Annotated in this window: 24 protein-coding genes, 2 tRNA genes and 1 pseudogene; 13 read left to right on the top strand and 14 right to left on the bottom strand. The window is 34.1% G+C overall.

The genetic code is table 11. The features are described 5' to 3' along the window. Window positions 1-25: 25 nt before the first annotated feature. Window positions 26-1,570 (top strand): hypothetical protein, encoded by a 1,545-nt coding sequence (locus tag GTZ96_RS08730; RefSeq protein ID WP_161643173.1) that lies wholly within the window; start codon window positions 26-28, stop codon window positions 1,568-1,570. A 36-nt stretch (window positions 1,571-1,606) separates the two neighbouring features. On the opposite strand, the gene GTZ96_RS08725 is transcribed toward GTZ96_RS08730, so the two are convergent. After that, entirely contained in the window at window positions 1,607-1,831 is a 225-nt protein-coding gene (locus tag GTZ96_RS08725) for a hypothetical protein (RefSeq protein WP_161643171.1), read from the bottom strand. A gap of 229 nt (window positions 1,832-2,060) precedes the next feature. Between GTZ96_RS08725 and GTZ96_RS08720 the strand changes: the two genes are divergently transcribed. The 9 genes and pseudogenes from GTZ96_RS08720 to GTZ96_RS08680 all read left to right on the top strand — a co-directional run bounded on the left by GTZ96_RS08720 (window position 2,061) and on the right by GTZ96_RS08680 (window position 8,091). Then, complete coding sequence (locus GTZ96_RS08720; RefSeq protein WP_161643169.1) at window positions 2,061-2,840, top strand: DUF4369 domain-containing protein; 780 nt, start codon at window positions 2,061-2,063, stop codon at window positions 2,838-2,840. Between the two features lie 18 nt (window positions 2,841-2,858). Next, window positions 2,859-3,245, top strand: a pseudogene (locus GTZ96_RS18475) (TlpA family protein disulfide reductase); the annotation flags it as partial. Between the two features lie 188 nt (window positions 3,246-3,433). Next, a tRNA-Tyr gene (locus GTZ96_RS08710) sits at window positions 3,434-3,514 on the top strand. Between the two features lie 139 nt (window positions 3,515-3,653). Further along, on the top strand, window positions 3,654-4,604 hold the full coding sequence (locus GTZ96_RS08705) for an isopenicillin N synthase family dioxygenase (protein ID WP_161643167.1): 951 nt from the start codon (window positions 3,654-3,656) through the stop codon (window positions 4,602-4,604). A gap of 134 nt (window positions 4,605-4,738) precedes the next feature. Beyond that, window positions 4,739-5,071: a translation initiation factor gene (locus GTZ96_RS08700; protein ID WP_161643165.1), complete on the top strand. Its 333-nt coding sequence runs from the start codon at window positions 4,739-4,741 to the stop codon at window positions 5,069-5,071. 102 nt (window positions 5,072-5,173) lie between these two features. Beyond that, entirely contained in the window at window positions 5,174-6,040 is an 867-nt protein-coding gene (locus tag GTZ96_RS08695; RefSeq protein WP_161643163.1) for a nucleoside phosphorylase, read from the top strand. Window positions 6,041-6,044: 4 nt separating this feature from the next. Beyond that, window positions 6,045-6,275: a hypothetical protein gene (locus tag GTZ96_RS08690; protein WP_161643160.1), complete on the top strand. Its 231-nt coding sequence runs from the start codon at window positions 6,045-6,047 to the stop codon at window positions 6,273-6,275. An 11-nt stretch (window positions 6,276-6,286) separates the two neighbouring features. Then, window positions 6,287-7,138, top strand: a complete 852-nt coding sequence (locus GTZ96_RS08685; RefSeq protein WP_161643158.1) for a substrate-binding domain-containing protein — start codon at window positions 6,287-6,289, stop codon at window positions 7,136-7,138. 20 nt (window positions 7,139-7,158) lie between these two features. Further along, window positions 7,159-8,091: a transglutaminase gene (locus GTZ96_RS08680; protein WP_161643345.1), complete on the top strand. Its 933-nt coding sequence runs from the start codon at window positions 7,159-7,161 to the stop codon at window positions 8,089-8,091. Window positions 8,092-8,362: 271 nt separating this feature from the next. Here GTZ96_RS08680 and GTZ96_RS08675 read toward each other — a convergent pair whose 3' ends face one another. The 4 genes from GTZ96_RS08675 to GTZ96_RS08660 form a co-directional block, all read right to left on the bottom strand. Next, the gene (locus GTZ96_RS08675) at window positions 8,363-9,367 is read right to left on the bottom strand and encodes an LLM class flavin-dependent oxidoreductase (protein ID WP_161643156.1); all 1,005 of its coding nucleotides are present in this window, start codon (window positions 9,365-9,367) and stop codon (window positions 8,363-8,365) included. A gap of 180 nt (window positions 9,368-9,547) precedes the next feature. Further along, window positions 9,548-10,711 (bottom strand): chromate transporter, encoded by a 1,164-nt coding sequence (locus GTZ96_RS08670; RefSeq protein WP_161643154.1) that lies wholly within the window; start codon window positions 10,709-10,711, stop codon window positions 9,548-9,550. A gap of 12 nt (window positions 10,712-10,723) precedes the next feature. Beyond that, the gene (locus GTZ96_RS08665; protein ID WP_161643152.1) at window positions 10,724-11,224 is read right to left on the bottom strand and encodes a hypothetical protein; all 501 of its coding nucleotides are present in this window, start codon (window positions 11,222-11,224) and stop codon (window positions 10,724-10,726) included. A gap of 78 nt (window positions 11,225-11,302) precedes the next feature. Beyond that, on the bottom strand, window positions 11,303-12,151 hold the full coding sequence (locus GTZ96_RS08660; protein ID WP_161643150.1) for a chromate resistance protein ChrB domain-containing protein: 849 nt from the start codon (window positions 12,149-12,151) through the stop codon (window positions 11,303-11,305). 208 nt (window positions 12,152-12,359) lie between these two features. On the opposite strand from GTZ96_RS08660, the gene GTZ96_RS08655 reads away from it, so the two are divergent. Beyond that, a complete protein-coding gene (locus GTZ96_RS08655; protein WP_161643148.1) occupies window positions 12,360-13,808 on the top strand; it encodes an FAD-dependent oxidoreductase in 1,449 nt (482 codons plus the stop codon). 12 nt (window positions 13,809-13,820) lie between these two features. On the opposite strand, the gene GTZ96_RS08650 is transcribed toward GTZ96_RS08655, so the two are convergent. The 9 genes from GTZ96_RS08650 to GTZ96_RS08610 all read right to left on the bottom strand — a co-directional run bounded on the left by GTZ96_RS08650 (window position 13,821) and on the right by GTZ96_RS08610 (window position 21,488). Next, a complete protein-coding gene (locus GTZ96_RS08650; RefSeq protein ID WP_161643146.1) occupies window positions 13,821-14,207 on the bottom strand; it encodes a DUF4345 family protein in 387 nt (128 codons plus the stop codon). A gap of 37 nt (window positions 14,208-14,244) precedes the next feature. After that, window positions 14,245-15,192, bottom strand: coding sequence for an NADP-dependent oxidoreductase (locus GTZ96_RS08645; RefSeq protein WP_161643144.1), 948 nt, complete (start codon window positions 15,190-15,192; stop codon window positions 14,245-14,247). Between the two features lie 31 nt (window positions 15,193-15,223). Beyond that, entirely contained in the window at window positions 15,224-16,228 is a 1,005-nt protein-coding gene (locus GTZ96_RS08640; protein WP_161643142.1) for an NADP-dependent oxidoreductase, read from the bottom strand. Window positions 16,229-16,237: 9 nt separating this feature from the next. Then, window positions 16,238-17,035 carry an SDR family oxidoreductase gene (locus tag GTZ96_RS08635; protein WP_161643140.1) on the bottom strand — a complete coding sequence of 266 codons (798 nt, stop codon included), beginning with the start codon at window positions 17,033-17,035 and terminating at the stop codon, window positions 16,238-16,240. A gap of 133 nt (window positions 17,036-17,168) precedes the next feature. Continuing rightward, window positions 17,169-17,762: a TetR/AcrR family transcriptional regulator gene (locus tag GTZ96_RS08630; RefSeq protein ID WP_235972919.1), complete on the bottom strand. Its 594-nt coding sequence runs from the start codon at window positions 17,760-17,762 to the stop codon at window positions 17,169-17,171. A 382-nt stretch (window positions 17,763-18,144) separates the two neighbouring features. Beyond that, complete coding sequence (locus GTZ96_RS08625; protein ID WP_161643138.1) at window positions 18,145-19,068, bottom strand: NADP-dependent oxidoreductase; 924 nt, start codon at window positions 19,066-19,068, stop codon at window positions 18,145-18,147. Next, window positions 19,068-20,141, bottom strand: coding sequence for an alkene reductase (locus GTZ96_RS08620; RefSeq protein ID WP_161643136.1), 1,074 nt, complete (start codon window positions 20,139-20,141; stop codon window positions 19,068-19,070). The genes GTZ96_RS08625 and GTZ96_RS08620 overlap by 1 nt, the downstream gene beginning before the upstream one ends. A gap of 117 nt (window positions 20,142-20,258) precedes the next feature. Continuing rightward, a complete protein-coding gene (locus tag GTZ96_RS08615) occupies window positions 20,259-21,242 on the bottom strand; it encodes a helix-turn-helix domain-containing protein (protein ID WP_161643134.1) in 984 nt (327 codons plus the stop codon). A 168-nt stretch (window positions 21,243-21,410) separates the two neighbouring features. After that, window positions 21,411-21,488: transfer RNA gene (locus tag GTZ96_RS08610), tRNA-Val, on the bottom strand. 214 nt (window positions 21,489-21,702) lie between these two features. Between GTZ96_RS08610 and GTZ96_RS08605 the strand changes: the two genes are divergently transcribed. Together GTZ96_RS08605 and GTZ96_RS08600 are read left to right on the top strand one after the other, a co-directional pair. Then, window positions 21,703-23,490: an ABC transporter ATP-binding protein gene (locus GTZ96_RS08605; protein ID WP_161643132.1), complete on the top strand. Its 1,788-nt coding sequence runs from the start codon at window positions 21,703-21,705 to the stop codon at window positions 23,488-23,490. 22 nt (window positions 23,491-23,512) lie between these two features. After that, window positions 23,513-24,043, top strand: coding sequence for a hypothetical protein (locus GTZ96_RS08600; protein WP_161643129.1), 531 nt, complete (start codon window positions 23,513-23,515; stop codon window positions 24,041-24,043). The last annotated feature ends 46 nt before the right edge of the window (window positions 24,044-24,089 follow it).

The raw sequence follows: 24,089 nt of genomic DNA, 5'->3' as shown, positions 1-24,089 counted from the left end.
ATTAGTTAAATCTATTTATTTTACAATGGCTAACCATCAAAAAGATTTTTTATTCGTTCTAATTAAGTCCTTATCTAAATCTGAAAAACGACAATTTAAGATTTTTGCGAGTCGATTAGAGACCAGTTCGAATACAAAATTCATTGAACTGTTCAATATTTTAGACAAATCGGAGAGCTATGATGAAAAACTTATTTTAAAAAGTGGCATCATTAAAAAAGTGCAATTATCGAATCTAAAATCATATTTATACAAGCAAATTTTAGTAAGTATTCGCCTTAATATTCCAAGTCAAAACATCCGTTACCAACTAAGAGAACAAATTGATTTTGCTACCATCCTATACAACAAAGGTTTATACAGGCAAAGCTTAAAGATTTTGGATAAAACCAAAACTCAGGCTATAGAAAACGACGAAAAATTAATGGCGTATGAAATTGTAGAATTCGAAAAATTAATCGAATCGCAATACATTACCCGAAGTATTCAGGGACGAGCTGACGAATTGGTAATTCAAGCCAAAGAATTGAATTATCAGAATACAATTTCCAGTAAATTATCTAATTTATCTCTACAATTGTACGGAATCATGCTTAAAACAGGTTATGTAAAAAGCGATACGGAATATAAATATATTGACGATTATTTCAACAAACACATTTCTAAATTAGACGAAAATAACTTTGGATTCCGGGAAAAATATTGGTTTTACAATGCTAATCTTTGGCGCAGTTTCTTAGTTCAGGATTTTTTAGCCAGTTATAAATTTGCGTCTAAATGGGTGACTCTTTTTTATGATAATGAAAACATGATTTTTTTAAATCCTGTGTTTTTCTTAAAAGGAAATAATTACTTATTGGAATCTTTATACATGTTAAAGTATAAAACCAAGTTTAAAAAATACCTGACACGGCTTGAAGAAACTATAAAAGACGATCGTTTTCCTATTAATGACAATATAGCTTCATTAGCTTTCCTGTATGTGTATAACAATAAATTGAATTACCATATTATGGAAGGAACATTTGCGGAAAGCGAATATTTAATTCCTGATATTCTAAGCAAACTAAAAATACACAACGAGCATTTAGACGAACATCACGAAATGTTGTTTTTCTATAAAATTGCCAGTATTTATTTTGGAGTTGAAAAATACAATGAATCTATTTTCTATTTAGAAAAAATCATCAATAACAAAAACCTAAGTATGCGCGAAGATTTGATGTGCTTTGCTCGTATTTTATGTTTGATTGCGCATTATGAATTAGGAAAAGATTATTACTTAGAAAGTCAATTGAAAAACACCTACAAGTTTTTACTCAAAATGAATGATTTGCATGAAGTACAAAAAGAGATCATTCGTTTCTTAAAAAACTTAAATTCAATTTATCCAAGTGATATAAAAAAGGAATTTATTAAAATGAAAGAGCGCTTTATAGAATTAGAACAAAGCACTTATGAAAAAAGAGCCTTTCTTTATCTCGATATTATTTCCTGGCTGGAAAGTAAAATAGAAAACCGAAAAATAAGTGATATCATTAAAGAAAAAGCAAAACTAAGTAACCGATAATACATTCGAAAGAGAGAAGTCACCCTTCTCTCTTTTTTATTTTAATTCTTTTCTGCCTCTAAGAATATCTTCAAAAGAACTGCATTTTACAATTTCTCTTTCTCCCTCAATCAACATCGGTAAATAAACAAACTCAACTTCTGACAAATCTTCTTTTAAGTAAAAAGCCATGTCGTCAAGTTTAAAAAACCATTCTTTATCAAATTGTACCTTATTAATTGTAGCATCTTTTATTAATAGTATTTCTTTTAACCGCTTCATAAAACCGTATTCATTTTTTTATCAAAAATAAATCAGTCTGATTACAAAAACAAATTATCAAACTCTGACTTTCTAAATTATTATTTCATTATTGTTTTAACTAGAATATAGAATCATTCCCACTTAACCATTAATATTAGTAATTATAACAAAAATTTAGCGAATTAAATTATTGCCATTTTATAAATTTAAATACTTTTGCAGACTTAACTAATTTAACTAATTAATAATGAAAAAATTATTTTTATTACTTTCTGCGTCTGCTGTGCTATTTTCTTGTAGTAAAGTTGGTAAAGACGAGTACATTATCACTGGTATTGCAAAAGGAATTGAAAACGGAAAAACTATCATTCTTCAAACACAGGATCCAAACGGTATGGGTGGATTAATCAATATTGATACTGTAAAAGTTGAAAATGGAAAATTTGAAATTAAAGGAAAAGTTACTGAGCCTTCATTCCACATACTTCAATTAGAAGCTGCTAATCAACCAATCCCATTTATCTTGGAATCTGGAGAAATAAACATCGAAGTTAACAAAGATAGCATTCAGAAATCTAAAGTTTCAGGTACTTACAACAATGATGAGTATGTGAAATTTAACGACGAAATGAAAGTGGTTCAAAAGAAATTAATTGATTTCCAATCAGCTAATATGCTAAAAATGAACCAAGCTCAACAAGCTAAAGATACTGCTGTAATCAATAGTTTAATGAAACAATACCAAACAATTCAAGAAGAAGTTGGTACTAATTCTAAAACTAAATATGTTGCTTACGCTGAATCTCATCCAAAATCATTCATCAGTGCTTTAATCCTTCAAAGTATGTTGCAAGATCCATCTGCAGATGTCAAAAAAGCAGAAAAAATCTTTAACGGATTTGAAGAAGAATTGAAAATCACTAAGCCAGGTAAAGCCATCAAAGAAAGACTTACTGCAATTAACTCTTCTGTACCAGGTGCACCAGCGGCTCCAGGAGCTGCACCAGCGCCAGCGGCTACTAAATGAAGAACCGAATTTTCTGCTCCTAATCCAGAAGGAAAAGTAATTTCTCTTAAGGAAAGTTTAGGAAAAGTTACAATAGTTGACTTTTGGGCTTCATGGTGTGGTCCTTGTAGAAAAGAGAATCCAAATGTTGTAGCCATTTATAAAGAGTTTCACTCAAAAGGGCTTAACATTATAGGAGTATCTTTAGACGAAGACGCTAACAAATGGAAAGAAGCAATTGCAAAAGATAAATTAACTTGGAATCAGGTTTCTAATTTAAAAGGTTGGCAAGAACCAATAGCCGCTCAATATAAAGTTGAAGCTATTCCTGCCACTTTTATACTCGATGCTTCAGGAAAAGTTGTTGCAAGAGACTTAAGAGGTGCTGAACTTAGAGCAAAAATCATAGAACTTTTGGCTAAATAAAGCAGTTTCATATCATAAAAATAAAAAATCTCCCTAGTGGAGATTTTTTATTTTATTCAAGACCAACATGTTAAAATAAACCATGCAAAATATTGCAAAAATAGTCCCAAATTAGTTTGCAGAAACGAAAAGTGTTCCTATATTTGCACCGCTAACAACAACAAACAACTGTTGTACTCAAAGGCTTCGGGGAGATACTCAAGCGGCCAACGAGGGCAGACTGTAAATCTGCTGTGTAAACTTCGCAGGTTCGAATCCTGCTCTCCCCACGAAACGCTTCAAGAAATTGAAGCGTTTTTTTTATCTCTAATTTTCACCAACTGTTTTGTTTTAAAATTCTATTAAATACATTTGTAAAGAGAAGCTAGAATCTCTTTACTAACGTTACATAAAATAAAATAGTACAATATGCAAAACATCCCTAGTGTTGATTTACGTGACTTCCTTTCGGATGATCCAGCACGCAAACAAAAATTTGTGAATGAAATTGGAAATGCTTTTGAAGATATTGGTTTCGTTGCCTTAAAAGGACATTTTTTAGACCAGCAATTAGTTGAAGAATTGTATAGCGAAATCAGACAATTTTTCAGTTTACCACTAGAGATTAAAAAAAGCTATGAAAATCCTGAACTGGGAGGACAAAGAGGATATGTTTCTTTTGGAAAAGAACACGCTAAGGGAAGAAAAGAAGGCGATTTAAAGGAGTTTTGGCATTTTGGACAATATGTGTCCGCAGATTCAAAATACGCCTCTGAATACCCTGAAAATGTCACAGTAAAAGAATTGCCGCATTTTAATGAAGTTGGAAAACAAGCGTATCAAATGCTTGAAAAAACAGGAATCTATGTATTGCGAGCATTGGCTTTGCGTTTAGGACTGGACGAATTCTATTTTGATAACTATGCCAAAGAGGGAAATTCGATTTTAAGACCTATTCATTATCCACCTATTACCTCTGAACCGGAAAATGCTATTCGTGCAGCCGCGCATGGCGATATAAATTTGATAACGCTTTTAATGGGTGCTCAAGGCAAAGGACTTCAGGTTCAAAATCACGATGGAGAATGGATTGACGCTATTGCTGAAGCTGATGAATTGGTAATTAATGTGGGCGATATGTTATCAAGACATACCAACAACAGATTAAAATCGACGATTCATCAAGTAGTGAATCCACCAAGAGAATTATGGGGAACTTCACGTTATTCGGTTCCATTTTTTATGCATCCGGTAAGCGATATGCCATTAAATTGCTTAGAAAATTGTATTGATAATGAAAACCCAAAACAATTTGAAGATATTACCGCAGGGGATTTTTTATATGAGCGATTAGTGGATTTAGGATTGATTAAGAAATAAAAATAGGACGCGGATAAAACGGATTTACTTTGTAAAGACACAGAAAAAACAGATTATATTAATTAAAAATCCGTTTTATCTGTGTTTTCGCTTTAGCGAATCAGTTTCATCTGTGTTCCCAAAAAATATAAATTATGGATTTACAAGACCAATTAAAAAACCTTTTCCCAGATCACGTTCCAAGCAACGAACCGGAAGAAAAAGAAGAAACATCACATGAATTATACGTTCAAAAAGAACCTATGATTTGTAAATTCGAAAAAAGAAAAGGGAAACCAACTACTATAATCGAAGGTTATGAAGGAGATGAGGAGGATTTTAAAATTCTTGCCAAAGAAATCAAAACCAAATTAAGTGTAGGCGGAAGTTTTAAAGATGGAGCGATTATCATTCAAGGAGACTATCGTGACAAAATCATGAAAATTTTACAGGAAAAAGGTTTTAAAACCAAACGTGTTGGAGGTTGATAAATTCCAAAAAATAAATTCCAAATTCCAATTATTCATTTTTGGAATTTGGAATTTTTAAAATTGGAATTTTTATAAACCTTAGAAACCTACAAAGAAAAAATGATAGCAGCATCAGAATTGATTCTAAATGCAGATGGAAGTATTTATCATCTGAATCTAAAACCCGGGCAAATTGCTCAAGATATTATTTTTGTTGGAGATCAGGATCGGGTTGGAAAAATCACCGCACTTTTTGACAGTATCGAATTCACAACTCAAAAAAGAGAATTTAAAACACAAACAGGAACCTATAAAGGCAAAAGAATCACCGTAATTTCTACCGGAATTGGTCCTGATAATATTGATATTGTCCTGAACGAATTAGATGCTTTGGTTAATATCGATTTTAAGACTCGAAAAGTAAAAGAAAAACTAACATCACTAAATATTATTCGAATAGGAACTTCGGGTTCACTTCAAGCCGCTATTCCTGTTGACAGCTTTGTTATGAGTCAATATGCCATTGGTCTGGACAATATGCTTCGCTCCTATTGCATTGATGAAATTTCGAATACTGAAATTGAAGCCGCTTTTATTGAGCAAACGAATTGGGATACACAAAAAGGAAAACCTTATGTAATTTCTTCAAGCGAAACTTTAGCAGACCGTTTCTATACTACTGAAATTCAAAAAGGATTTACCGCAACGGCTGGTGGTTTTTACGGCCCTCAAGGACGTGTTTTACGTTTGAATATTCAAGATGCCGATTTGAATCGAAAAATGGATCAATTTGATTTTAACGGAATCCAAATTACAAATCTCGAAATGGAAACTGCTGCCATTTATGGATTGGCTGCACTTTTAGGGCATAAATCCATTTCGTTAAATGCTATTATTGCCAATCGTTCCGATGGAAGTTTTAGTAAAAATCCATATCAAACGATTGATAATTTAATCCGTTACACTTTAGATAAATTAGCAAAATAAAATTATGGGACATTTGATTCAAAAGATATTTTTAGCATTAGGAGGATTAGCGTTATGGATTTGGGCACTATTAATGAATAGTTGTATGCATAAAAATAACAGAACAGATATTGGATATTATCTTTTTGAGGATTTTAAAATAGATGACAATACTGGTTTTTCATCAGAAGGCATAAGATTTGTTCTTGGAATATTTGTTTTTATCGTCATCATTATTTCATTAGACTCTTTTTAATTAAAAATAACATGAAAACGATAAAAATAGCAGGTGTACCAGAACATTTTAATTTGCCTTGGTATTTAAGCATTGATAATAAAGAATTTGAAAGTCAGAATATCGATTTACTATGGACAGATGTTCCCGAAGGAACAGGAAAAATGTGTCAGATGCTTCGTGATGGTGAAACCGATATTGCTGTAATTCTTACCGAAGGAATTGTAAAAGATATATTAGCTGGAAATCCAACAAAAATTGTACAGGTTTATGTTGATTCGCCTTTAATTTGGGGAATACACGTAGCAGCAAAATCCAATTATAAAACCTTAGCTGATATTGAAAACACGAAGATTGCTATTTCCCGTTTGGGTTCAGGCTCCCAATTAATGGCTTATGTAAACGCCAATAATCAAGGTTGGGAAACCAATTCTCTTCAATTTGAAATTGTAAATACTATTGATGGAGCCGTAGAAGCTTTAACTAATGGAACTGCCGATTATTTTATGTGGGAACGTTTTATGACCAAACCGCTGGTTGATAAAGGTATTTTTAGAAAAATAGCCGACTGCCCTACTCCCTGGCCTTGTTTTGTAATTGCGGTTCGCGATGAAATTTCAGAAAAAGAGCCAGAAGCAATTCAGAAAATTTTAAATATCATTAATAAAAAAACAGCTTCATTTAAGTCGATTCCAAATATTGATAGCATTTTAGCTCAAAAATACCATCAAAAAACAGCCGATATCCAAGAATGGCTTTCGCTTACGGAATGGTCGCAAAGACAATTATCTAAAGAAATGTTAAACAATATTCAAAATCAGTTATTAGAACTGAAAATTATTGATAAAATAGGTACTTTTGATGAAATAGTTAAAACAGTGTAGTTTTACCTTTTTTGCTTCGCATGATAAACTTTAAAAATCTTACTCCTCAAAATATTAAACAAAAACTTCAGGTCAAGAAGCCCTGGGATGATGTGATTATTTTTGTTTTGAACATTTTGATTAGCGTTCCTTTATTTATCATTGCACATGAAAATTTAATCGAATTAAATTGGATAATCAATTTAGATCGAATTATATTGTTTCTTTTTATTATAGTTGCAACACAATTAGTTCTACGATCGCTTAGAACGATAATTATCATCTGTATTATCGTTTATATTTTTGTTCTGTTTTTCGGTAGTGTATTTGGAAATTATGGTTTCGAAAGTGTATATGAAGATTATGATTCTATGATTTACACTATGTCAGACAATCCAAACCCTCAGGATATTATTATTTCTAAACTATTGCCTTTTCCCAATAAATCGGAAATTCTTAATGCTATTGAATACAAAAATCCTAAGGTTCGTAATTTTGCTGTAATGGCAGTCAATAAAAATTTTAAAAATACCAAAGGATACTCTGATTACCGCACTGTTATTCAGTGTTTTGCAATTTTTAAAGAAATCAATAGCCGTTGGAATTACGTAAGCGATCCTAAAGATGGTGATTACATTGCCTCTGCCAGCGAATCTTTAGAATATTTATCCGGAGATTGTGATGATCATTCGATTTTAATGGCTGCCTGCGTTAGAGCTATTGGAGGAACTCCAAGATTAATTCATACCAAAGGACACATTTATCCGGAAATTCTAATTGGAGCTATGAATGATCTTGAAACGGTCAATTTTTTAGTTAAAAACAAACTTTTTGTAAAAGAAAGCTATGGAAAACAATTACATTATCACATTGATGAGCGCAATCAAATTTGGCTTAACCTTGATTATACTGCTAAATATCCCGGAGGACCATTTATGTCAGAAGAAATTCTGGGGGCTTTGACTTTGAATTAAAACACTATTAACACCGTTTTTATTAAAAGTGAAAAATTAGATTTATCAATTTTCTTTTTTGCTTGATCAAAAAAGAAACAAAAAAATCAAGTCTTACACTTCCTCGTCGGTCAAATTAGTTTTCGAATGCTAAAAGAAAAGAACTCTCCGCCGCAGCGGATCAAACAGCTTTTCTTTTTACGCATTCTTCAAACATTTGACACTCGACTGCGGAAGCTAAGGACATTTGAACCTCAAAATAATAGTAGTTTGATATATAGAAAGTCAACTATTATCCTTTATTTAATTGTCCTAAAATTTTATACGAATGCAATCTCGCCTCGTGTTCGTAAACTGCAGAAGCAACCATTAATTCATCAACTTGAGTAATTTCGATAAAGTTTTCCAATTCTTTTTTAATTTTTTCAGGGCTACCAATAAAAGTATACTGAATCATTTGTTGCAGTGCTGCTTCTTCCATTGGATCCATAAAATCTTCATTAGGTACTTCTGGTGCTTTTAGTTGCTGCCTGTTTCCAGTGATGATTCCAAGGAATAATTTTTTAAACGAAGTCGCTAATCGCTCCGCTTCATAATCTGTATCGGCAGCAATTACATTCACACAAGCTATTACATAAGGTTCTTTTAATTGCACTGATGCTTTGAAATTTCTCCTGTAAATAGCTAATGCGTTATGCAATTGAGCAGGTGCAAAATGACTTGCAAAAGCGTAAGGCAAACCTAAAGAAGCGGCCAAATAGGCACTATCAGTACTGGAACCTAAAATCCAAATTGGAATATCCAATCCTTCTCCGGGAAAGGCTCGAACACGTCCATTTTTGTTGCCTTCAGATAAATAACGTTGTAATTCTTCTACATTAGAAGGGAATTCCATAGCGGCATGTTCGTCTCTTTTTAAAGCCGCAGCTGTAAACTGATCGGTTCCTGGCGCGCGTCCTAAGCCCAAATCAATTCGGTCAGGAAAAAGCGTGGCCAAAGTTCCAAACTGTTCGGCTACTATCAAAGGAGCGTGATTGGGAAGCATAATTCCGCCAGAACCTACTCTTAAGGTTGAAGTTCCAGCAGCTATGTGACCAATTAATACGACAGTTGCAGTACTGGCAATACCTTGCATATTGTGATGTTCTGCTAACCAAAATCGGTTGTAGCCCCACTTTTCGACCTTTTGAGCCAAGTCTAAACTGTTTTTAAAAGTGTCGGCAGGATTTCCTCCGTCTCTAACTATTGCTAAATCGAGAACGGATATTTTAATTTTGGAAAGTGTATTTGTAGTCATGAAAGCAGCTTCTTATTTGTATATACAAAGGTAAGAATTGTAAAATTGCTATTGATGCTATTAAATACTAATACGAAGTTAAAATACGATGCATTCGTATTGGAAATAAAAAAAAACACCCAATTGATTGTATAATACTAACAATCAATTGGGTGTTTATAAAAAACTTGATTTTTGACTTCATATTAGTTTTATCATAAGTCCTAAAACGGCAGCAACAGCAATGATATAAGGCTCTTGAATTTTCTTGTAATAAAGTAAAGCAGCAATGCTTAAAATAGCTATGACTATTGTTGGAACATCAATTATACTTCTTTTTGCTATTACAATTACCGAACCTACTAAAGCACCTACAACTGCAGCGGTAATACCTTCTACAAATGCTTTTACAGGCTCATTTTTTGATATTTTTTTAAAATATGGAGCCATTGCAATGGTGAAGAAATAACAAGGTAAAAATGTAGCCAGAGCTGCCACTAATGCTCCTGAGAAACCTTCGACTAAATACCCAATAAACCCCACTGTGATAACAACAGGACCTGGTGTAATCATCGCTACAGCAACCGAATCCAGAAACTGTTGTTCTGTTAACCATTGATTTTCTACCACTACACCTGAATGTAAAAAAGGAACAATGGCTAATCCGCTTCCAAAAACAAAAGCACCTGCTTCAGTAAAGAAAACAGCTATTTTTGTTAGCGTTGTGCTTTCATAACTCCAAAAAGCAAATGGAACAAGAACTAAAGAGTTTACTGTACTTACATTCCACCATTTAGGACAAGCTTTTACCAGCATATATAAAAGACCGGCAGCTATAAACAATAAAATTTGTTCTTGTTCAGTTACATAAGTTATAACTGTAGCCAGAATAAAAAACAACCACAACATCCATTTCGATTTAAAAGAATCCAGATTGAATTTACCAATTGATTTTAATGTAAGTTTATAAGAACTCAGCGCTATAATCCCAACAACGGCTGCACCAACACCATAAAACACAGCTTGTATCCATAATAAGCCGCCAAATAATTTATAGATTATCCCTAATAATACGACCATTATAAACGAAGGCAGTATAAATGCAAAGCCTACCAGTGTAGCGCCCAAAATTCTATAATGAACAAATCCTAAATAGATTCCTAATTGAGCTGCTAAAGGCCCCGGAGCTAATTGTGCTAAAGCCAGGCCTTCTTTATACTCCTCTTCTGAGATCCATTTTCGATCTTCAACTAAATCACGGTGCATGTAGCCAATCAATGCTACTGGGCCACCAAATCCAATGGTGCCCAATTTTAAGAAATACAGAGTTAATTCTCTTAATGTATATTTTGGTTTTTCAGTCATAGTCTAAATAATTTAAAAGGCAATTCCAAATTGAAAACCTAGCGTAAAACTTGCTGGGTGGTCATTACCAAATCGAACTGGTAGTGGCACAGCTACAAAGTAACTACTATTGGCGTTTTTCTTTATTGTTTTATTAAATACCGGTGTTACACCATATCTTCCACTAGTTTCGAATGCAACTCTTCCTGCAAAGGTATATCCATGGCCTAAAGCTACTAAAACTCCAGGATGGATTAATAAATTGTTTACCTTACTGACTCCCTGATCGTCTTTTATACTAGGAACAATTTCGAAAGAAAATCCGATTTTTTCACTTTTCCAGATGTTAATTCCTGTTGGGAAACCTACAGCATAATAATCTCTAAAATTCACCGTCGTTTCATCTTTATTAATCGAAACTAACGGATGCAATATACCAAAGTATCCTGTAATTTTAGGATAAGTGGTTTGTGAAAAAACAGTGGTACTCAATACCAGTAAAACTAAAATAATAGCATGTCTAATTTGTATCATAACGTTATTTATTATGAATGCAAAACTAATCATACTAAAAAGGTAGAAATAGTATAGTATTTACCTTTTGTATCTGAATTACTTTTTTGTGTTTTTTTTACGGTAAGATGATGGATTTTTTCCGGTATGCAATTTGAAAATTCTGGTAAAATGACTTTGATCTGAAAAACCGGTTCTATAGGCTATTTCAGTTAGTGTATACGATGAATTCTCAATTAGATTAATTGCTTTTTCAATTCGCAATTTCCGCACATAATCACCAAAATTTAAATCTTCGAAGTATTTAGAAAACTCTCTGGATAAATACGAAGGATTCAATTCCAAATCATTTGAAATTTGTTTTAAATCAAATGTAAATTGAGTGTCAATTTGATCCTGAATCATTTCTTTTAAATCCTTGACCCAAGTAGGTGTTTTTTTGTTTTTAGATTTTTTTTCATTCAACAACTTATTATAAACCTGATGTAATAAGTTTTCAAAAGGACTATTTTGTAAATGATTCTGTTTGTATAGATGAGTGGCCCAGCTGTATAGCGCATCATAAAGAACCATTCCTGTTTCTAACAATTTAGCATCATCGGTAATATTATAAGAAAGTCCGGCAGAAATAGCCCAAAGTCCCGCCGATTCTTGTGCAATATCATGTTGGTCAGTGTCTGCACCACGTACAATTCCTGCAATAATTAAAACGGCTGCATCATCAATTTGATGTTTTTTGATGATATAATCAAAGGTAGTTTGCTCGTTATAATGCGTGTATTCGGTATCGGGGATATCAAAAGGAATAGCGTCTAATTCTTTTGCTTTATCTAAAACATCGCTGAATGGGACATAAATGAATTCAGCTTCCGGATCAACAAATTTTTTAATTAACCAAGGGCAGGCAATTCGGTCTATTTTAGGTCTTTCTCTAGTAATCCATTTCATTTAAAATAATATAAAGGAAGTTTTGTATCTCAAATACGGAGCTAATTTACATTAAAAAACTTTTAATAGTCATTCTTAAAAATTTAAAAAGAGCTATTTACAAACCATTTTTCACAGTATTTGAAGAAAACTTCAATAAAATAGCGCTGATAAATCCTTTCCTTTTCAATTTGAAAAAAGTAGTTTTGTGCTGTAAATCAAGAAAAAAGTGGAAAACAAAGAACTAAGCTGGACTATTTGTCCCGAATGTAAGGGACGAGGCAAAAAAAGTCGTGGACTCAGCGATAAAGCACGACTCCGCTACCGGAAAGCATTAGATGAATTTGAAAAATCGAATGGTGAAGGAATTACTCCTGTTCGCCCTAAAGGACACTTACACAGTTGCATTAAATGTTCCGGATCCGGTTTGATTCCCGCTGCCAGTCCTCCTATAGCGGATAAAGAAAACTACCCGCATGTTGCTATTGTTGGCGGTGGTATTGGCGGTGTAGCTCTGGCTGTGGCTTGTTTACACCGCGGAATCCCTTTTACACTTTTTGAACGCGATAATAACTTCGAAGCCCGATCTCAAGGCTATGGACTCACTCTACAACAAGCGAGTAAGGCAATTGAGGGATTGGGTATTTTTTCGTTAGAAGAAGGTGTGATTTCCACAAGACATTTGGTTCATACTACCGATGGAAAAGTTATTGGTGAATGGGGTATCAGAAAGTGGATAGCCTCAGATGCGAAAACCTTTCAGAAACGTACCAATGTGCATATCGCACGACAATCTTTACGTTTAACATTACTTCAACAGCTTGGCGGACAGAATATGGTACATTGGGGACACCAGTTAGTGGATTTTAAGGAATCTGAGGATGAAGCTGTTAATCTCAACTTTCAAGTGAACTGTGAAATCAAAAGCTACAAAGCAGATTTGGTGGTTGGAGCCGATGGTATTCGTAGTTCGGTTCGAAGAATATTGATTGGTGAAGAGACTACTCCTTTGCGTTATCTGGATTGTATAGTGATTTTGGGTATTTGTCCTTTGAGTGCTCTCGAAGGTCTTAACAATCCTTTACTGGACTCGGCTACTGTATTTCAAACCGCCAATGGCAATGAACGAATCTACATCATGCCTTTCAACTCAGAATCAGTAATGTGGCAGCTTAGCTTTCCAATGACAGAAAATGCAGCAAAGGAATTAAGTGTTCAAGGACCTCAAGCACTCAAAGAAGAAGCCTTCCGTAGAACACAGTGGCACAGTCCTATACCTGAAATTTTAGCGGCAACTTTAGAAGCTCAAATTTCGGGCTATCCCGTGTATGACCGGGAATTACTCAGTTCAGAATTATTATCGAAAGCAGGAAAAGCAACTCTGATTGGAGATGCAGCTCACCCCATGAGTCCATTCAAAGGACAAGGGGCAAATCAAGCACTGCTGGATGCGCTCAAGCTGGCTCGCAGGATTTTTAAAGGATGCCGACCTTTATCTGAATGGAGAAAAGCCGGAATAAGAGAAAGTGTATTAAGTGAGTTTGAAGCGGAAATGTTAGAACGCTCTGCTACTAAAGTGAAAGATTCAGCCGATGCCGCACAGTTCTTACATTCTGATATAGTGCTTCACGAAGGTGATGAGCCGAGAGGACGTTTTTTAAAGAAAAAAGACGAATAAAAGTAAGCAACTCTACTTGTTTTTAGTAGCATTTAATTGTTTAGAAGCAAAGTACAATACAACAACTAAAAAAACTTCTACTACTATTGGTGGCATTAATGCATCTGCCCAACCATCAACTATAATGCTATATATTCTGCCAAAAAGTATTACTGATACAAGCAATAGAGCAGATTGATACCAAGTTTTATTTTTAGTCCGCAAACCCATAAGTAACATCAGCCCAATTCCTATAAGCGTTCCACTTATGGCTCCACGAAATGTATTATGGATTAATGCTCCCTTTAAATCTATACCATACAATTCTAATGTATCTGAAGGGAAAAACATATTTTTGCCCCCTAATAATAATACTGTAATAATACTTAGCGCTACTAAAGCATTAACTATTTTTTTCATATATTTTATTTTTTAATCAACAGTTTCAAAATTATACTTAAATATTTATTACAATTTTGCCAACAGTTCTGCCTTTTTCTAAATACAAATGAGCCTCACCAATCTCATCAAAAGAAAATGTTTTGGAAACGTGCGATTTCAATATGCCTTTTTCCATTAACTGTGCAATTTGCAACATATCATCACCTGATGACTGTACAAGTAGAAACGATAAATTCACATCTTTTGATTTTGCTTTTTCAAGCTCTTCATTAGAAATATTGCTATTTGCAATTGAAACAATTGTTCCACCTTGTTTTGTTATATCTAATGATTTTAAAATAGTATCACCTCCAATGGTATCTAACACAAAATCAACGTCTGAAACTATGTCTTGAAAATTTTCTGTTGCATAATCTATATGTTTATCTGCTCCATTTTGTAAAACAAATCCCTTGTTTTTTGCTGATGAAGTACCAATTACATAAGCTCCAAAATGTTTAGCAATTTGTGTGGCATAGTGTCCAACGCCGCCCGATGCTGCGTGAATTAACACTTTGTCTCCTTTTTTCACATTCCCTCTTTCTACCAAAGTTTGCCAGGCCGTAAGTGCTGCAAGTGTAGCCGATGCTGCTTCCTGGTGAGAAACATTTGCAGGTTTCAAGGTTAAATGTGCTGATGGTACTGCAACAAATTCTGCATAAGTATTTCCTTTTCCGGGGAAATTTGCCATTCCAAAAACAGGATCACCAATTTTGAAATCTGTCACGTTTTCTCCAACTTCAACTATTTTTCCTGACAAATCCCAACCTATAATTGCTGGTCTGTCTGCACCGAGAATCCAATTTAATGCTCCATCACTTGATCTTACTTTATAATCAACTGGATTGACACTTAATGAAATTGTTTTTACCAAAACTTCATTATCCTTAATTGTTGGTTTTACAATATCTACAAATTGTAGATTATCAACACTGCCTGCTTCATTTAAGATTATTGCTTTCATTTTTGTTTTTAAGATTACTTTGTTTTTAGGATTATTTTACTTTTATAACCACCTTGCCTTTAGTTCTACCCGATTCTACATAAGCCATAGCATCGTTGGTTTGTTCAAATGGAAAAACTTTGTCAATAACTGGTTTTATGACACCTGACTCTATGAGCTGGGTAATTTGTTCTAATTGTTTTCCTTCTGCTTTCATAAACAGGAATTTAAAAGATACATTCTGTTTCTTTGCCTTTTTTCTTGCACTAAAACTTAATAGGTTAATCACCAATTTTAAAGGCCAAGACAAACCAAGTGCATCGGCAAATTCAGGTGTTGGTGGTCCGACTAGAGAAATTAATTGTCCGCCGGATTTTAGAATGCGCAGTGATTTTTCAAGAATTTTTGGGTCACGATTACTATGTAACACCAAATCGTAATCTTTAAGTTTGGTTTCAAAATCTTCTTTTTTGTAGTCAACTACTAAATCAGCACCAAGACTTTTTACTAAATCTATATTAGTTGTACTTGTTGTGGTTGCCACAAAAGCTCCCAGGTATTTCGCTAATTGAATTGCGAAAGTACCTACACCTCCGGAACCAGCCTGAATGAAAACTTTTTGTCCTTTCTTTAGCTTTCCAATTTCAACAAGAGCCTGCCAGGAAGTTAATCCGACTAATGGAATAGATGCGGCTTCTTCCATTGTAAGATTTTTAGGTTTCAAAGATAAATCGCTTACATTTACAGAAATAAATTCAGCAAAAGTGCCTATTCTGTAATCTCCTACTCTTGAATAAACTTCATCACCAATTTTAAAATTCTTAACAGCCAAGCCTACTTTAACTACAGTTCCAGCCATATCGTGCCCATTTATGAGCGGGGTCTTATAAGGCAAAAAGAGTTTGAAATCTCCCCGCTTTATCATCGAATCTAAAAGATTGACACCTGCTGCGTGAATTTGAACCAAAACCTCATTTCCTTTTACAATTGGTTCCGCTACTTCGGTAAGTTGTAATTTTTCTTTTTTACTGTATTTTTTTATTATAAATGCTTTCATTTTTTTATTTTAAAAATTATTTAATTTTTTGAGAACATTTTTTTCTAAAATCCCATAAGCGAAATGTTGAAGATTCAGTAACGTAGAAGTACCCTTTCCAACAATGTTTCTAAATTTAGGATTTTTTGCCTGGACTACTTTAAGCACTTTTTCTGCTACCATTGAAGGGTCTTCGGCTTGTTCTACCAAATCCTTAGTGAAATTTTCGATTTTTCCTCTTAATACATTGTAATCTTCAATTTTATTTACTGGTGATGATGAGTTATCTACAATGTTTGTTTTAAAAGCAGCCGGTTCAATCATAGCTACGTTAATATTAAACCCATTCAATTCGTAACGCAATGCTTTGAAATAGCCTTCCAATGCGTGTTTAGAAGCGGCATAGTAAGCAGCATTAGGGAATGATACCAACCCAACAATTGAACCCACGGTTATAATTTTGCCAAATTTTTGTTTTCTAAAATAAGGCAATACAGCGTTTGTTACCTTGATGGTTCCCCAAAAGTTGGTTTCCAATTGTTGTCTTCCTAATTCAATTGGTGTTTCTTCTGCAATGCCCGAGACTAAAAAACCTGCATTATTGATTAAAATATCTAATTGATTTATTTCCTTGAAAATTCTTTCAGAAAAAGTGTTTATGGATTGCTCTGAATCTAGGTCTAAAGCTATCATTTTGAATGGTAATGATGTATACTTTTCCGGGTTTCTGCTTGTACCAATTACGTTGTAACCTTTTTTGTGTAGCTCGTTTGCAATTAGCAAACCAAAACCTGATGATGCACCTGTTATTAAAATTGTTTGTTTCATAATTATTTTATTTTATAAATTAGTTTTTAGATCACTTTTAGACTTTTTAGTATATTTTATAAGCTGTTTCACTTATTCTTCTGCTTTTTCACCAATCAACTATAGACTAAAAAGTATATTTTAATGTAAAAAATTAAACTGAATAATTTCCTAGTTCAACTTTTAAACTTTTTATCAATCCCTGCATTGGTTTTGCTGTATTCATAATGCGGCACATAACAACTGCTCCTTCAATTGCGGCAACAGCTTTAAAAGCATAAATTTCAGGTAAGAGGTCGTTAGAAAATTCTCCATTTTGAATACCTTGTTTTAAAATTTCAACAAACATATTTTGGCCTTGTCTAAATACTTCGGCTATTTTTTCCTTAACAACAGGAAAATTATCGTCAGATTCAACAGCCATATTAATTAAAGGACAGCCACCTTTAATATGAGTTTCTATTGGATCTTTATAAAAATCAAAATAGGTAAATATTTTTCCTTTAGCTGTTTTCTCTTTGCTGATCATTGAAACTAATTTTTTGGAATTATTTTCAATCATATAATCAATAACCTGCAGGGAGAGATCTTCTTTGTTCTCAAAATGACCATAAAGACAGCCTTTTGTCAATTTTGTAGCATCCAGGACATCATCAATATTAGCTCCTGAAATTCCTTTTTGATTATAAATTGGTGCCGCTGTTTCTATGATAAATTGTTTTGTTCTTTCAGCTTTTGTCAACATCATAATATTATTTTACAGGGCAAAAATATACTAAAAAGTTTATTTTATAAAATGTTTTAATCTTTTTATAAATATTTTAACTTTTATTATGATGTAGCTTTTTGCAGAAAATAAATTTTGTATCAATTTTATTTGGATTTTGTCTTAGAAAAAAAACACCTTTTGCTTTTAGGTTTTCTCAATTATATTCCTCTTTATTCCTTGGACTTATTGACTTAATCACCAACTTTTACACTTTTTCTACATTCTGATATAGTGCTTCACGAAGGTGATTAGCCAAGAGGACTTTCTTTAAAGAAATAATGAAATTTGCTTATAAAAAAGTCTATAAACAAAAAAAACCTTTTAGGACAGTCTTTTTGTTTGCTAAATAATGCTATTTCTTTTACTCTACAAGGAGAATAACCTTCCCATTTACTCCGCCAGCCGTTAAGAAATCCTGGGCTATTGCCGCTTCTTCAAGCTTAAATATTTTGGAAACAATTGTTTGGAATTTCCCGGCTTTTATTAGGTCAATTCCGTTTTGCAAGGTCTTAGGCGATATGTCGGAAGCTACAAAATAGGCATTCACATTGTATTGCCCCGCCAGCTCCTGTGATGGTGGCGTGGCGATACTCAATAGTTTACCACCAGGCTTTAAAATCTGAAAAAGCTCTCTCTGAGTTTCACCACCAACGGTATCTGCCACCAAGTCAACATCTTTAGCAATACTGGCCACGTCCTCCAATTTATAATCAATCACTTCGTCGGCACCAAGGCTTTTTGCTAATGCCAAACCATTTCCGGATGCTGTTGCAATAACGTATGCGCCGACAGCTTTTGCCATTTGCACCATAGCACCTCCAACAGCACCGGCACCGCCCTGGATTAGAACTTTTTGACCTTTTTCTAATTTTCCTTCTGTAAATAGTACTGATTGTGCAGTCCCTATAGTGACAACTATTGAAGCCGCTTCTTCGAAGGACAGACTTTTCGGTTTCAGCAAAACAAAATTTTCGTTTGCAGTCACATATTGAGCATAAGCATTTTTCCTTGTAAGGGCAATGACCTCGTCACCTACTTTAAATTTAGATACACCCGCTCCAACGGCAACAATTATTCCCGCAGCTTCACCGCCCGGTATAAAGGGCATTTCCACGGGACGGGTTTCCTTCATAAATCCCATGCGTATTTTCATATCTATCGGATTCACGCCTGCCGCCTTAACCTGGATTAAAACATCATTTTCACTTTGGATCGACGGTATCGGAACATCAACCAGTTCAATCACAGCTGAACTTCCATAGTCTTTGTATTGAATTGCTTTCATTATTTTGAAGTGTAAAGTGGATAATCAGTGTAGCCTGCTTCGCCTGGAGAATACAATGTATTGTAGTCTACATCATTCTGGGGAACATTTTTTTCGATACGACTAATAAAATCAGGATTGGCAAGGAATCCACGCCCAAAGGCAACAAGATCTGCAAAGTTATCCAACAGCTTTTCTTCTGCTGTTTCCGGAGTGAGGCCGTTACAGATTATGATAGTATTCGTGAATACTGCACGGATTGCCTTATATGTTTTTTCAGGAATTTCCAGATTGGTCGAAAGATGGATATAGGCGATCCCTAATTTGTCCAATTCACTGCTTAAATAAGTATATGTTTGATGCACTTCTTCTGTATCGTAAGCCCCTTGATCACTTAATTGGGAAAACGGAGAAAAACGAATACCTACTTTATCCGAGCCTATGGCAGCGGTAATTGCTTCGGTAATCTCTAATGTAAGACGGCTTCTGTTTATTATGTTCCCACCGTATTTGTCCTCCCTGTTATTTACATTCGGGTTCAAGAATTGTTCCAGCAAATATCCATTGGCACCATGAAGCTCTACCCCATCAAAACCGGCAAGAATTGCATTTTTAGAAGCGTTCACAAAATCGGCAATAACACTGGTTATGCCATCTAAACTAAGGGCTACCGGAACGGAGTGTTCCTGCATGCCAAGGGAATCTGTAAAAATTTCACCCGCCGCCTTAATATCCGAAGGCCCTACGGGCTGAATTCCGTCAGGCAGGTTGGCAACGTGGGCGATACGTCCGGTATGCATTAGCTGCAAGAAAATTTTTGATCCGTTTTGATGAACAGCATCCGTGACTTTTTTCCAGCCCGCAACCTGTGCTTCAGAATAAATTCCGGGAATACGTGGATAGCCCAGTCCTTCGGGGCTTGGAGAAGTACCTTCGGTAACTATCAGACCTGCACCTGAGCGTTGTGCGTAATAGGTTGCCATTATTTCATTGGGAAGATTGCCTATGGCTCTGCTTCGTGTCATCGGTGCCATTACCAGATGATTTTTTAATTTCAAGGAGCCTTTCTCAAAAGGCATAAGTAACTTTTTCATTTTATCACATTTAAAATTATATGACAAATTTACAAGTTACTTAATGGGTAAAATAACCGAAAAAGACGCAATAATAGTCCTATCCGACAGGTAATGTTTAATTTTTAAGTAAAGAAGTTATGTAGTATAGGAGAACTTCTTGGGAGTAATGCCGTACTGCTTCTCAAATAATCGGCTGAAGTGGCTAAGGTTTGAAAATCCCAACTCGTAGCCAACCTCAGAAACGGAATGTTTCGCCTGTTTCAGCAGAAAAGCGGCTTCTTCCATCCTGGCCTTCTGATAATAATTATAAATTGTATCTCCAAATGTCTGTTTAAAGAGCTGCTTGAGTTTCGTTTCGCTCATCAAAGCAATGATTGCTAATTCACTTAAAATTGGCGGGGTACTAAGATCACTCAATATTTCGTTGCGAATGACCAAAAGTTTTTCGGCATCGTTACTATTTACATTTCTAAAAGTCGTGTTTTCCCTCAGCGACAGCTTATTAAAAAGCAAGTACATTAATTCCTGTACCTTAATCTGTACATAAAAATTATTCATAGAATTATTCATGTCAACAGATACAATGTTTTTAAGAAGCAATTGCATTTCAGTATCCAGACTTTCGAAGAAGAGAAACGAAGCGTTTTCCCCTGTAATCGTTTTTATTATGCTGTTGGGATTATCAATCGATAAGATCGAGCGTAGTCTATCTGCCGCAATTGCAACTACTACATATTGGATATTAATGTCAGCAGGAAAACGGATTTCTGTCTTCAAGTCATTTGTAGATAAGAGTATAGAGGCATCACTCTTTTGTGAGAAAGGTACATTTTCCTCGTTCTCATATTTAACTTCAAGATTTTGTTTTTTATTATAAAAGAAAAAAGTGCGTATGCTACTTGTTTCTGGGGAAGGATTGCGCTTAATAATCAAATCTTCCTTAAGTGTATAATGATGGATCGTTAATTTGAAATCATTCCCAAAACCAACTTTACGCACATATCCTTCTCCCAGTGTATTTGGAATTTCCATATAGTTATCTCTCACATTAGCATTGATATGCTTTGCGAAAAATTTAATAAAGTCAAAGCCGGGAGCTGTTGTAAATTCGAAAATCATGTGTTTAAATAAACCATCAATGAACTAAATTAACGCAAATAATTATATCCTAATATTATTTTGCTAATTATTTTGAAATAATCAGATAGTTTGACTGGTAATCCTAGCCTAGAAGAATTTATTAAATATTAAACATAAAAAAACTCCTTAATTTCTTAAGGAGTTTCTTGGTGGGCGATGAGGGGTTCGAACCCCCGACCCCCTCGGTGTAAACGAGGTGCTCTGAACCAGCTGAGCTAATCGCCCTATTTTATTAGGTTGCAATCGTTGCTGATTGCGAGTGCAAATATACAGCTAGATTTTATATTTGCAAGCAAAATTTGAAAATAAATCAATAAAAAATCAGGCTTATTTTCTTTAAGTCTCAAATACAGTCTTTTAAACAAACTCAGGCTTGGCATATTTTTTTGCTATCACTGCCTTATAGTAGTACATTTGTATTCTAAAATAAAATTCAAGAATGGCTAGATACAAAGAGAATGATTTACCCAAATCAAAAATAACGGCAAGCTCGCTTAATAAGGCAAAAATTATCTTTAAATATGCAGGTAACAACAGTTGGAAATTTTATATCGGTTTGATTTTTTTACTGCTTACCAGTGTAACTGCATTGGCTTTTCCAAAATTTATGGGAATGTTAGTAGACTGCGTTAATAAAAAAGATGCCGGCTTAGCGAACCAAATTGCCTTAGGATTGGGATTAGTTTTAATATTACAATCGGTGTTTTCTTTTTTTAGATTGTCGTTGTTTGTCAACTTTACCGAAAATACCTTGGCTAATGTTCGATTAGCATTGTATACTAATTTAGTAAAACTCCCTATGACGTTCTTTTCGCAAAAAAGAGTTGGAGAACTAAACAGTAGAATCAGTAACGATATAACCCAAATACAGGATACTTTAACCACTACCATTGCTGAATTTCTACGTCAGTTTATATTGATTATTGGAAGTTTTGTAATGCTTGCCAGTATCAATATCAAGTTAACAATTATGATGGTTTCTGTGGTGCCATTGGTAGGAGTTGCTGCGGTATTTTTTGGTCGTTTTATTCGAAAATATTCCAAAAAAGTACAAGATCAGGTTGCCGAAAGTCAGGTGGTTGTTGAAGAAACCATGCAAGGAATTAGTATTGTAAAAGCTTTTGCTAACGAATGGTACGAAATTGCCCGTTATCAGGGAAAAATTAAAGAAGTAGTAAAAGTTGCTATCAAAGGCGGGCAATTAAGAGGTTATTTTGCTTCTTTTATTATCATTTGTTTGTTTGGAACCATTGTGGCTGTGGTTTGGTATGGAGTTCAATTAAGTATTGGTGGTGAAATCACTGTGGGTGAATTGTTTACTTTCATTTTATATTCCAGTTATGTAGGTGCTTCTTCGGGTGGAATTGCCGAATTGTATGCTCAGGTTCAAAAAGCAATTGGAGCTACAGAACGTGTTTTCGAATTATTAGAAGAAACTCCTGAAAAAATCAATGCAACTCCACATACAGCTTCGATTGAAAAAATAAAAGGAAATGTTACTTTCAAAAATGTTGCTTTTAGCTATCCATCCCGAAAAGAAATTCAAGTATTGAAAGATGTTAATTTCACGGCTAAATTTGGTCAAAAAATTGCTATTGTAGGCCCTAGTGGTGTTGGGAAATCAACCATTGCTTCTTTATTATTGCGTTTTTACGATATTGAAAAAGGTGAAATTTTAATCGATGATAAAAACATCTATGATTTTGATTTGGAAAATCTTCGTGGCAACATGAGTATTGTGCCTCAAGATGTGATTTTATTTGGTGGAACGATAAAAGAAAATATCGCTTACGGAAAGCCAAATGCCACTGACGACGAAATTCTATTGGCAGCCAAACAAGCTAACGCAATTAATTTTATCGAAAGTTTTCCAGAAAAAATGGAAACTGTTGTGGGAGAAAGAGGAATCAAACTTTCTGGAGGTCAAAGACAACGTATTGCCATTGCCCGTGCTTTACTTAAAAATCCAAGTATTTTAATATTAGACGAAGCTACTTCTTCGTTAGACAGTGAAAGTGAAAAATTAGTTCAGGAAGCTTTAGAAATTTTAATGGAAGGAAGAACAAGCATTATTATTGCGCACCGTTTATCAACGATTCGTTCTGCCGACCAAATTTTAGTAATTGATAATGGTGTCATTAGTGAACAAGGAACACACTCAGAATTAATTGCCTTAGAAAACGGAATTTATAAAAATTTAAGCAACCTTCAGTTTAGCCATTCATAATTAAATAGTGGAAGTTCAAAACATGGAACCTAGAAAATTATACTCCAACAACAGTTTAATTACCAACTTTTTAAAAGAATTAATAAAAGTTGAGACATTAGAAAATGGTTTGTCGACTAAATATCTTGATAATAAAACTGGACAGTTTTGGTTAAAATCCCAAGTTAATTCAGAATACCATAGAGGTGAAAACGCCATCTTAATTCAACTTCCTGAACCTTCTACCGAGGAGTTAATAGAGATTGTTCTTTCTTCTATGAATGAAGATGAAGTAATTGCTGCTTGTCTAAGACTTCGTGACAATAAACAATATCATGATGTCGAGTATAGACAAAAATTAATAAGCAAGTTAAACGAAATTCAACTTTACGATCTTCCATACTATGAAAAACAACGATTAATCAATATAATTGAATATAGTGAACTTGACAGCGAAATAAACCGAAGAGAAATATTGAATAAACATTTTGACGAAGTTCAAAAAGATGCAAACTATTTTAGAACTATCTCACAACAAGCAGATATAATACTGAGACGATTAGATAAAAAGTAATGTAGAACACATATTTGAGTGGAAACAAATAAAAAAAGGGATGATT

Origin of the sequence: Flavobacterium undicola (assembly GCF_009909155.2) — a bacterium.
In the GTDB taxonomy this organism is placed as follows: Bacteria; Bacteroidota; Bacteroidia; order Flavobacteriales; family Flavobacteriaceae; genus Flavobacterium; species Flavobacterium undicola.
This window is presented reverse-complemented; position numbering and strand designations above follow the sequence as displayed.

Coding starts and splice junctions, on each gene's coding strand:
- GTZ96_RS08730 (WP_161643173.1), top strand. CDS start 26: ATGGCTAACCATCAAAAAGATTTTTTATTCGTTCTAATTAAGTCCTTA.
- GTZ96_RS08725 (WP_161643171.1), bottom strand. CDS start 1,831: ATGAAGCGGTTAAAAGAAATACTATTAATAAAAGATGCTACAATTAAT.
- GTZ96_RS08720 (WP_161643169.1), top strand. CDS start 2,061: ATGAAAAAATTATTTTTATTACTTTCTGCGTCTGCTGTGCTATTTTCT.
- GTZ96_RS08705 (WP_161643167.1), top strand. CDS start 3,654: ATGCAAAACATCCCTAGTGTTGATTTACGTGACTTCCTTTCGGATGAT.
- GTZ96_RS08700 (WP_161643165.1), top strand. CDS start 4,739: ATGGATTTACAAGACCAATTAAAAAACCTTTTCCCAGATCACGTTCCA.
- GTZ96_RS08695 (WP_161643163.1), top strand. CDS start 5,174: ATGATAGCAGCATCAGAATTGATTCTAAATGCAGATGGAAGTATTTAT.
- GTZ96_RS08690 (WP_161643160.1), top strand. CDS start 6,045: ATGGGACATTTGATTCAAAAGATATTTTTAGCATTAGGAGGATTAGCG.
- GTZ96_RS08685 (WP_161643158.1), top strand. CDS start 6,287: ATGAAAACGATAAAAATAGCAGGTGTACCAGAACATTTTAATTTGCCT.
- GTZ96_RS08680 (WP_161643345.1), top strand. CDS start 7,159: ATGATAAACTTTAAAAATCTTACTCCTCAAAATATTAAACAAAAACTT.
- GTZ96_RS08675 (WP_161643156.1), bottom strand. CDS start 9,367: ATGACTACAAATACACTTTCCAAAATTAAAATATCCGTTCTCGATTTA.
- GTZ96_RS08670 (WP_161643154.1), bottom strand. CDS start 10,711: ATGACTGAAAAACCAAAATATACATTAAGAGAATTAACTCTGTATTTC.
- GTZ96_RS08665 (WP_161643152.1), bottom strand. CDS start 11,224: ATGATACAAATTAGACATGCTATTATTTTAGTTTTACTGGTATTGAGT.
- GTZ96_RS08660 (WP_161643150.1), bottom strand. CDS start 12,151: ATGAAATGGATTACTAGAGAAAGACCTAAAATAGACCGAATTGCCTGC.
- GTZ96_RS08650 (WP_161643146.1), bottom strand. CDS start 14,207: ATGAAAAAAATAGTTAATGCTTTAGTAGCGCTAAGTATTATTACAGTA.
- GTZ96_RS08645 (WP_161643144.1), bottom strand. CDS start 15,192: ATGAAAGCAATAATCTTAAATGAAGCAGGCAGTGTTGATAATCTACAA.
- GTZ96_RS08640 (WP_161643142.1), bottom strand. CDS start 16,228: ATGAAAGCATTTATAATAAAAAAATACAGTAAAAAAGAAAAATTACAA.
- GTZ96_RS08635 (WP_161643140.1), bottom strand. CDS start 17,035: ATGAAACAAACAATTTTAATAACAGGTGCATCATCAGGTTTTGGTTTG.
- GTZ96_RS08630 (WP_235972919.1), bottom strand. CDS start 17,762: ATGATGTTGACAAAAGCTGAAAGAACAAAACAATTTATCATAGAAACA.
- GTZ96_RS08625 (WP_161643138.1), bottom strand. CDS start 19,068: ATGAAAGCAATTCAATACAAAGACTATGGAAGTTCAGCTGTGATTGAA.
- GTZ96_RS08620 (WP_161643136.1), bottom strand. CDS start 20,141: ATGAAAAAGTTACTTATGCCTTTTGAGAAAGGCTCCTTGAAATTAAAA.
- GTZ96_RS08615 (WP_161643134.1), bottom strand. CDS start 21,242: ATGATTTTCGAATTTACAACAGCTCCCGGCTTTGACTTTATTAAATTT.
- GTZ96_RS08605 (WP_161643132.1), top strand. CDS start 21,703: ATGGCTAGATACAAAGAGAATGATTTACCCAAATCAAAAATAACGGCA.
- GTZ96_RS08600 (WP_161643129.1), top strand. CDS start 23,513: ATGGAACCTAGAAAATTATACTCCAACAACAGTTTAATTACCAACTTT.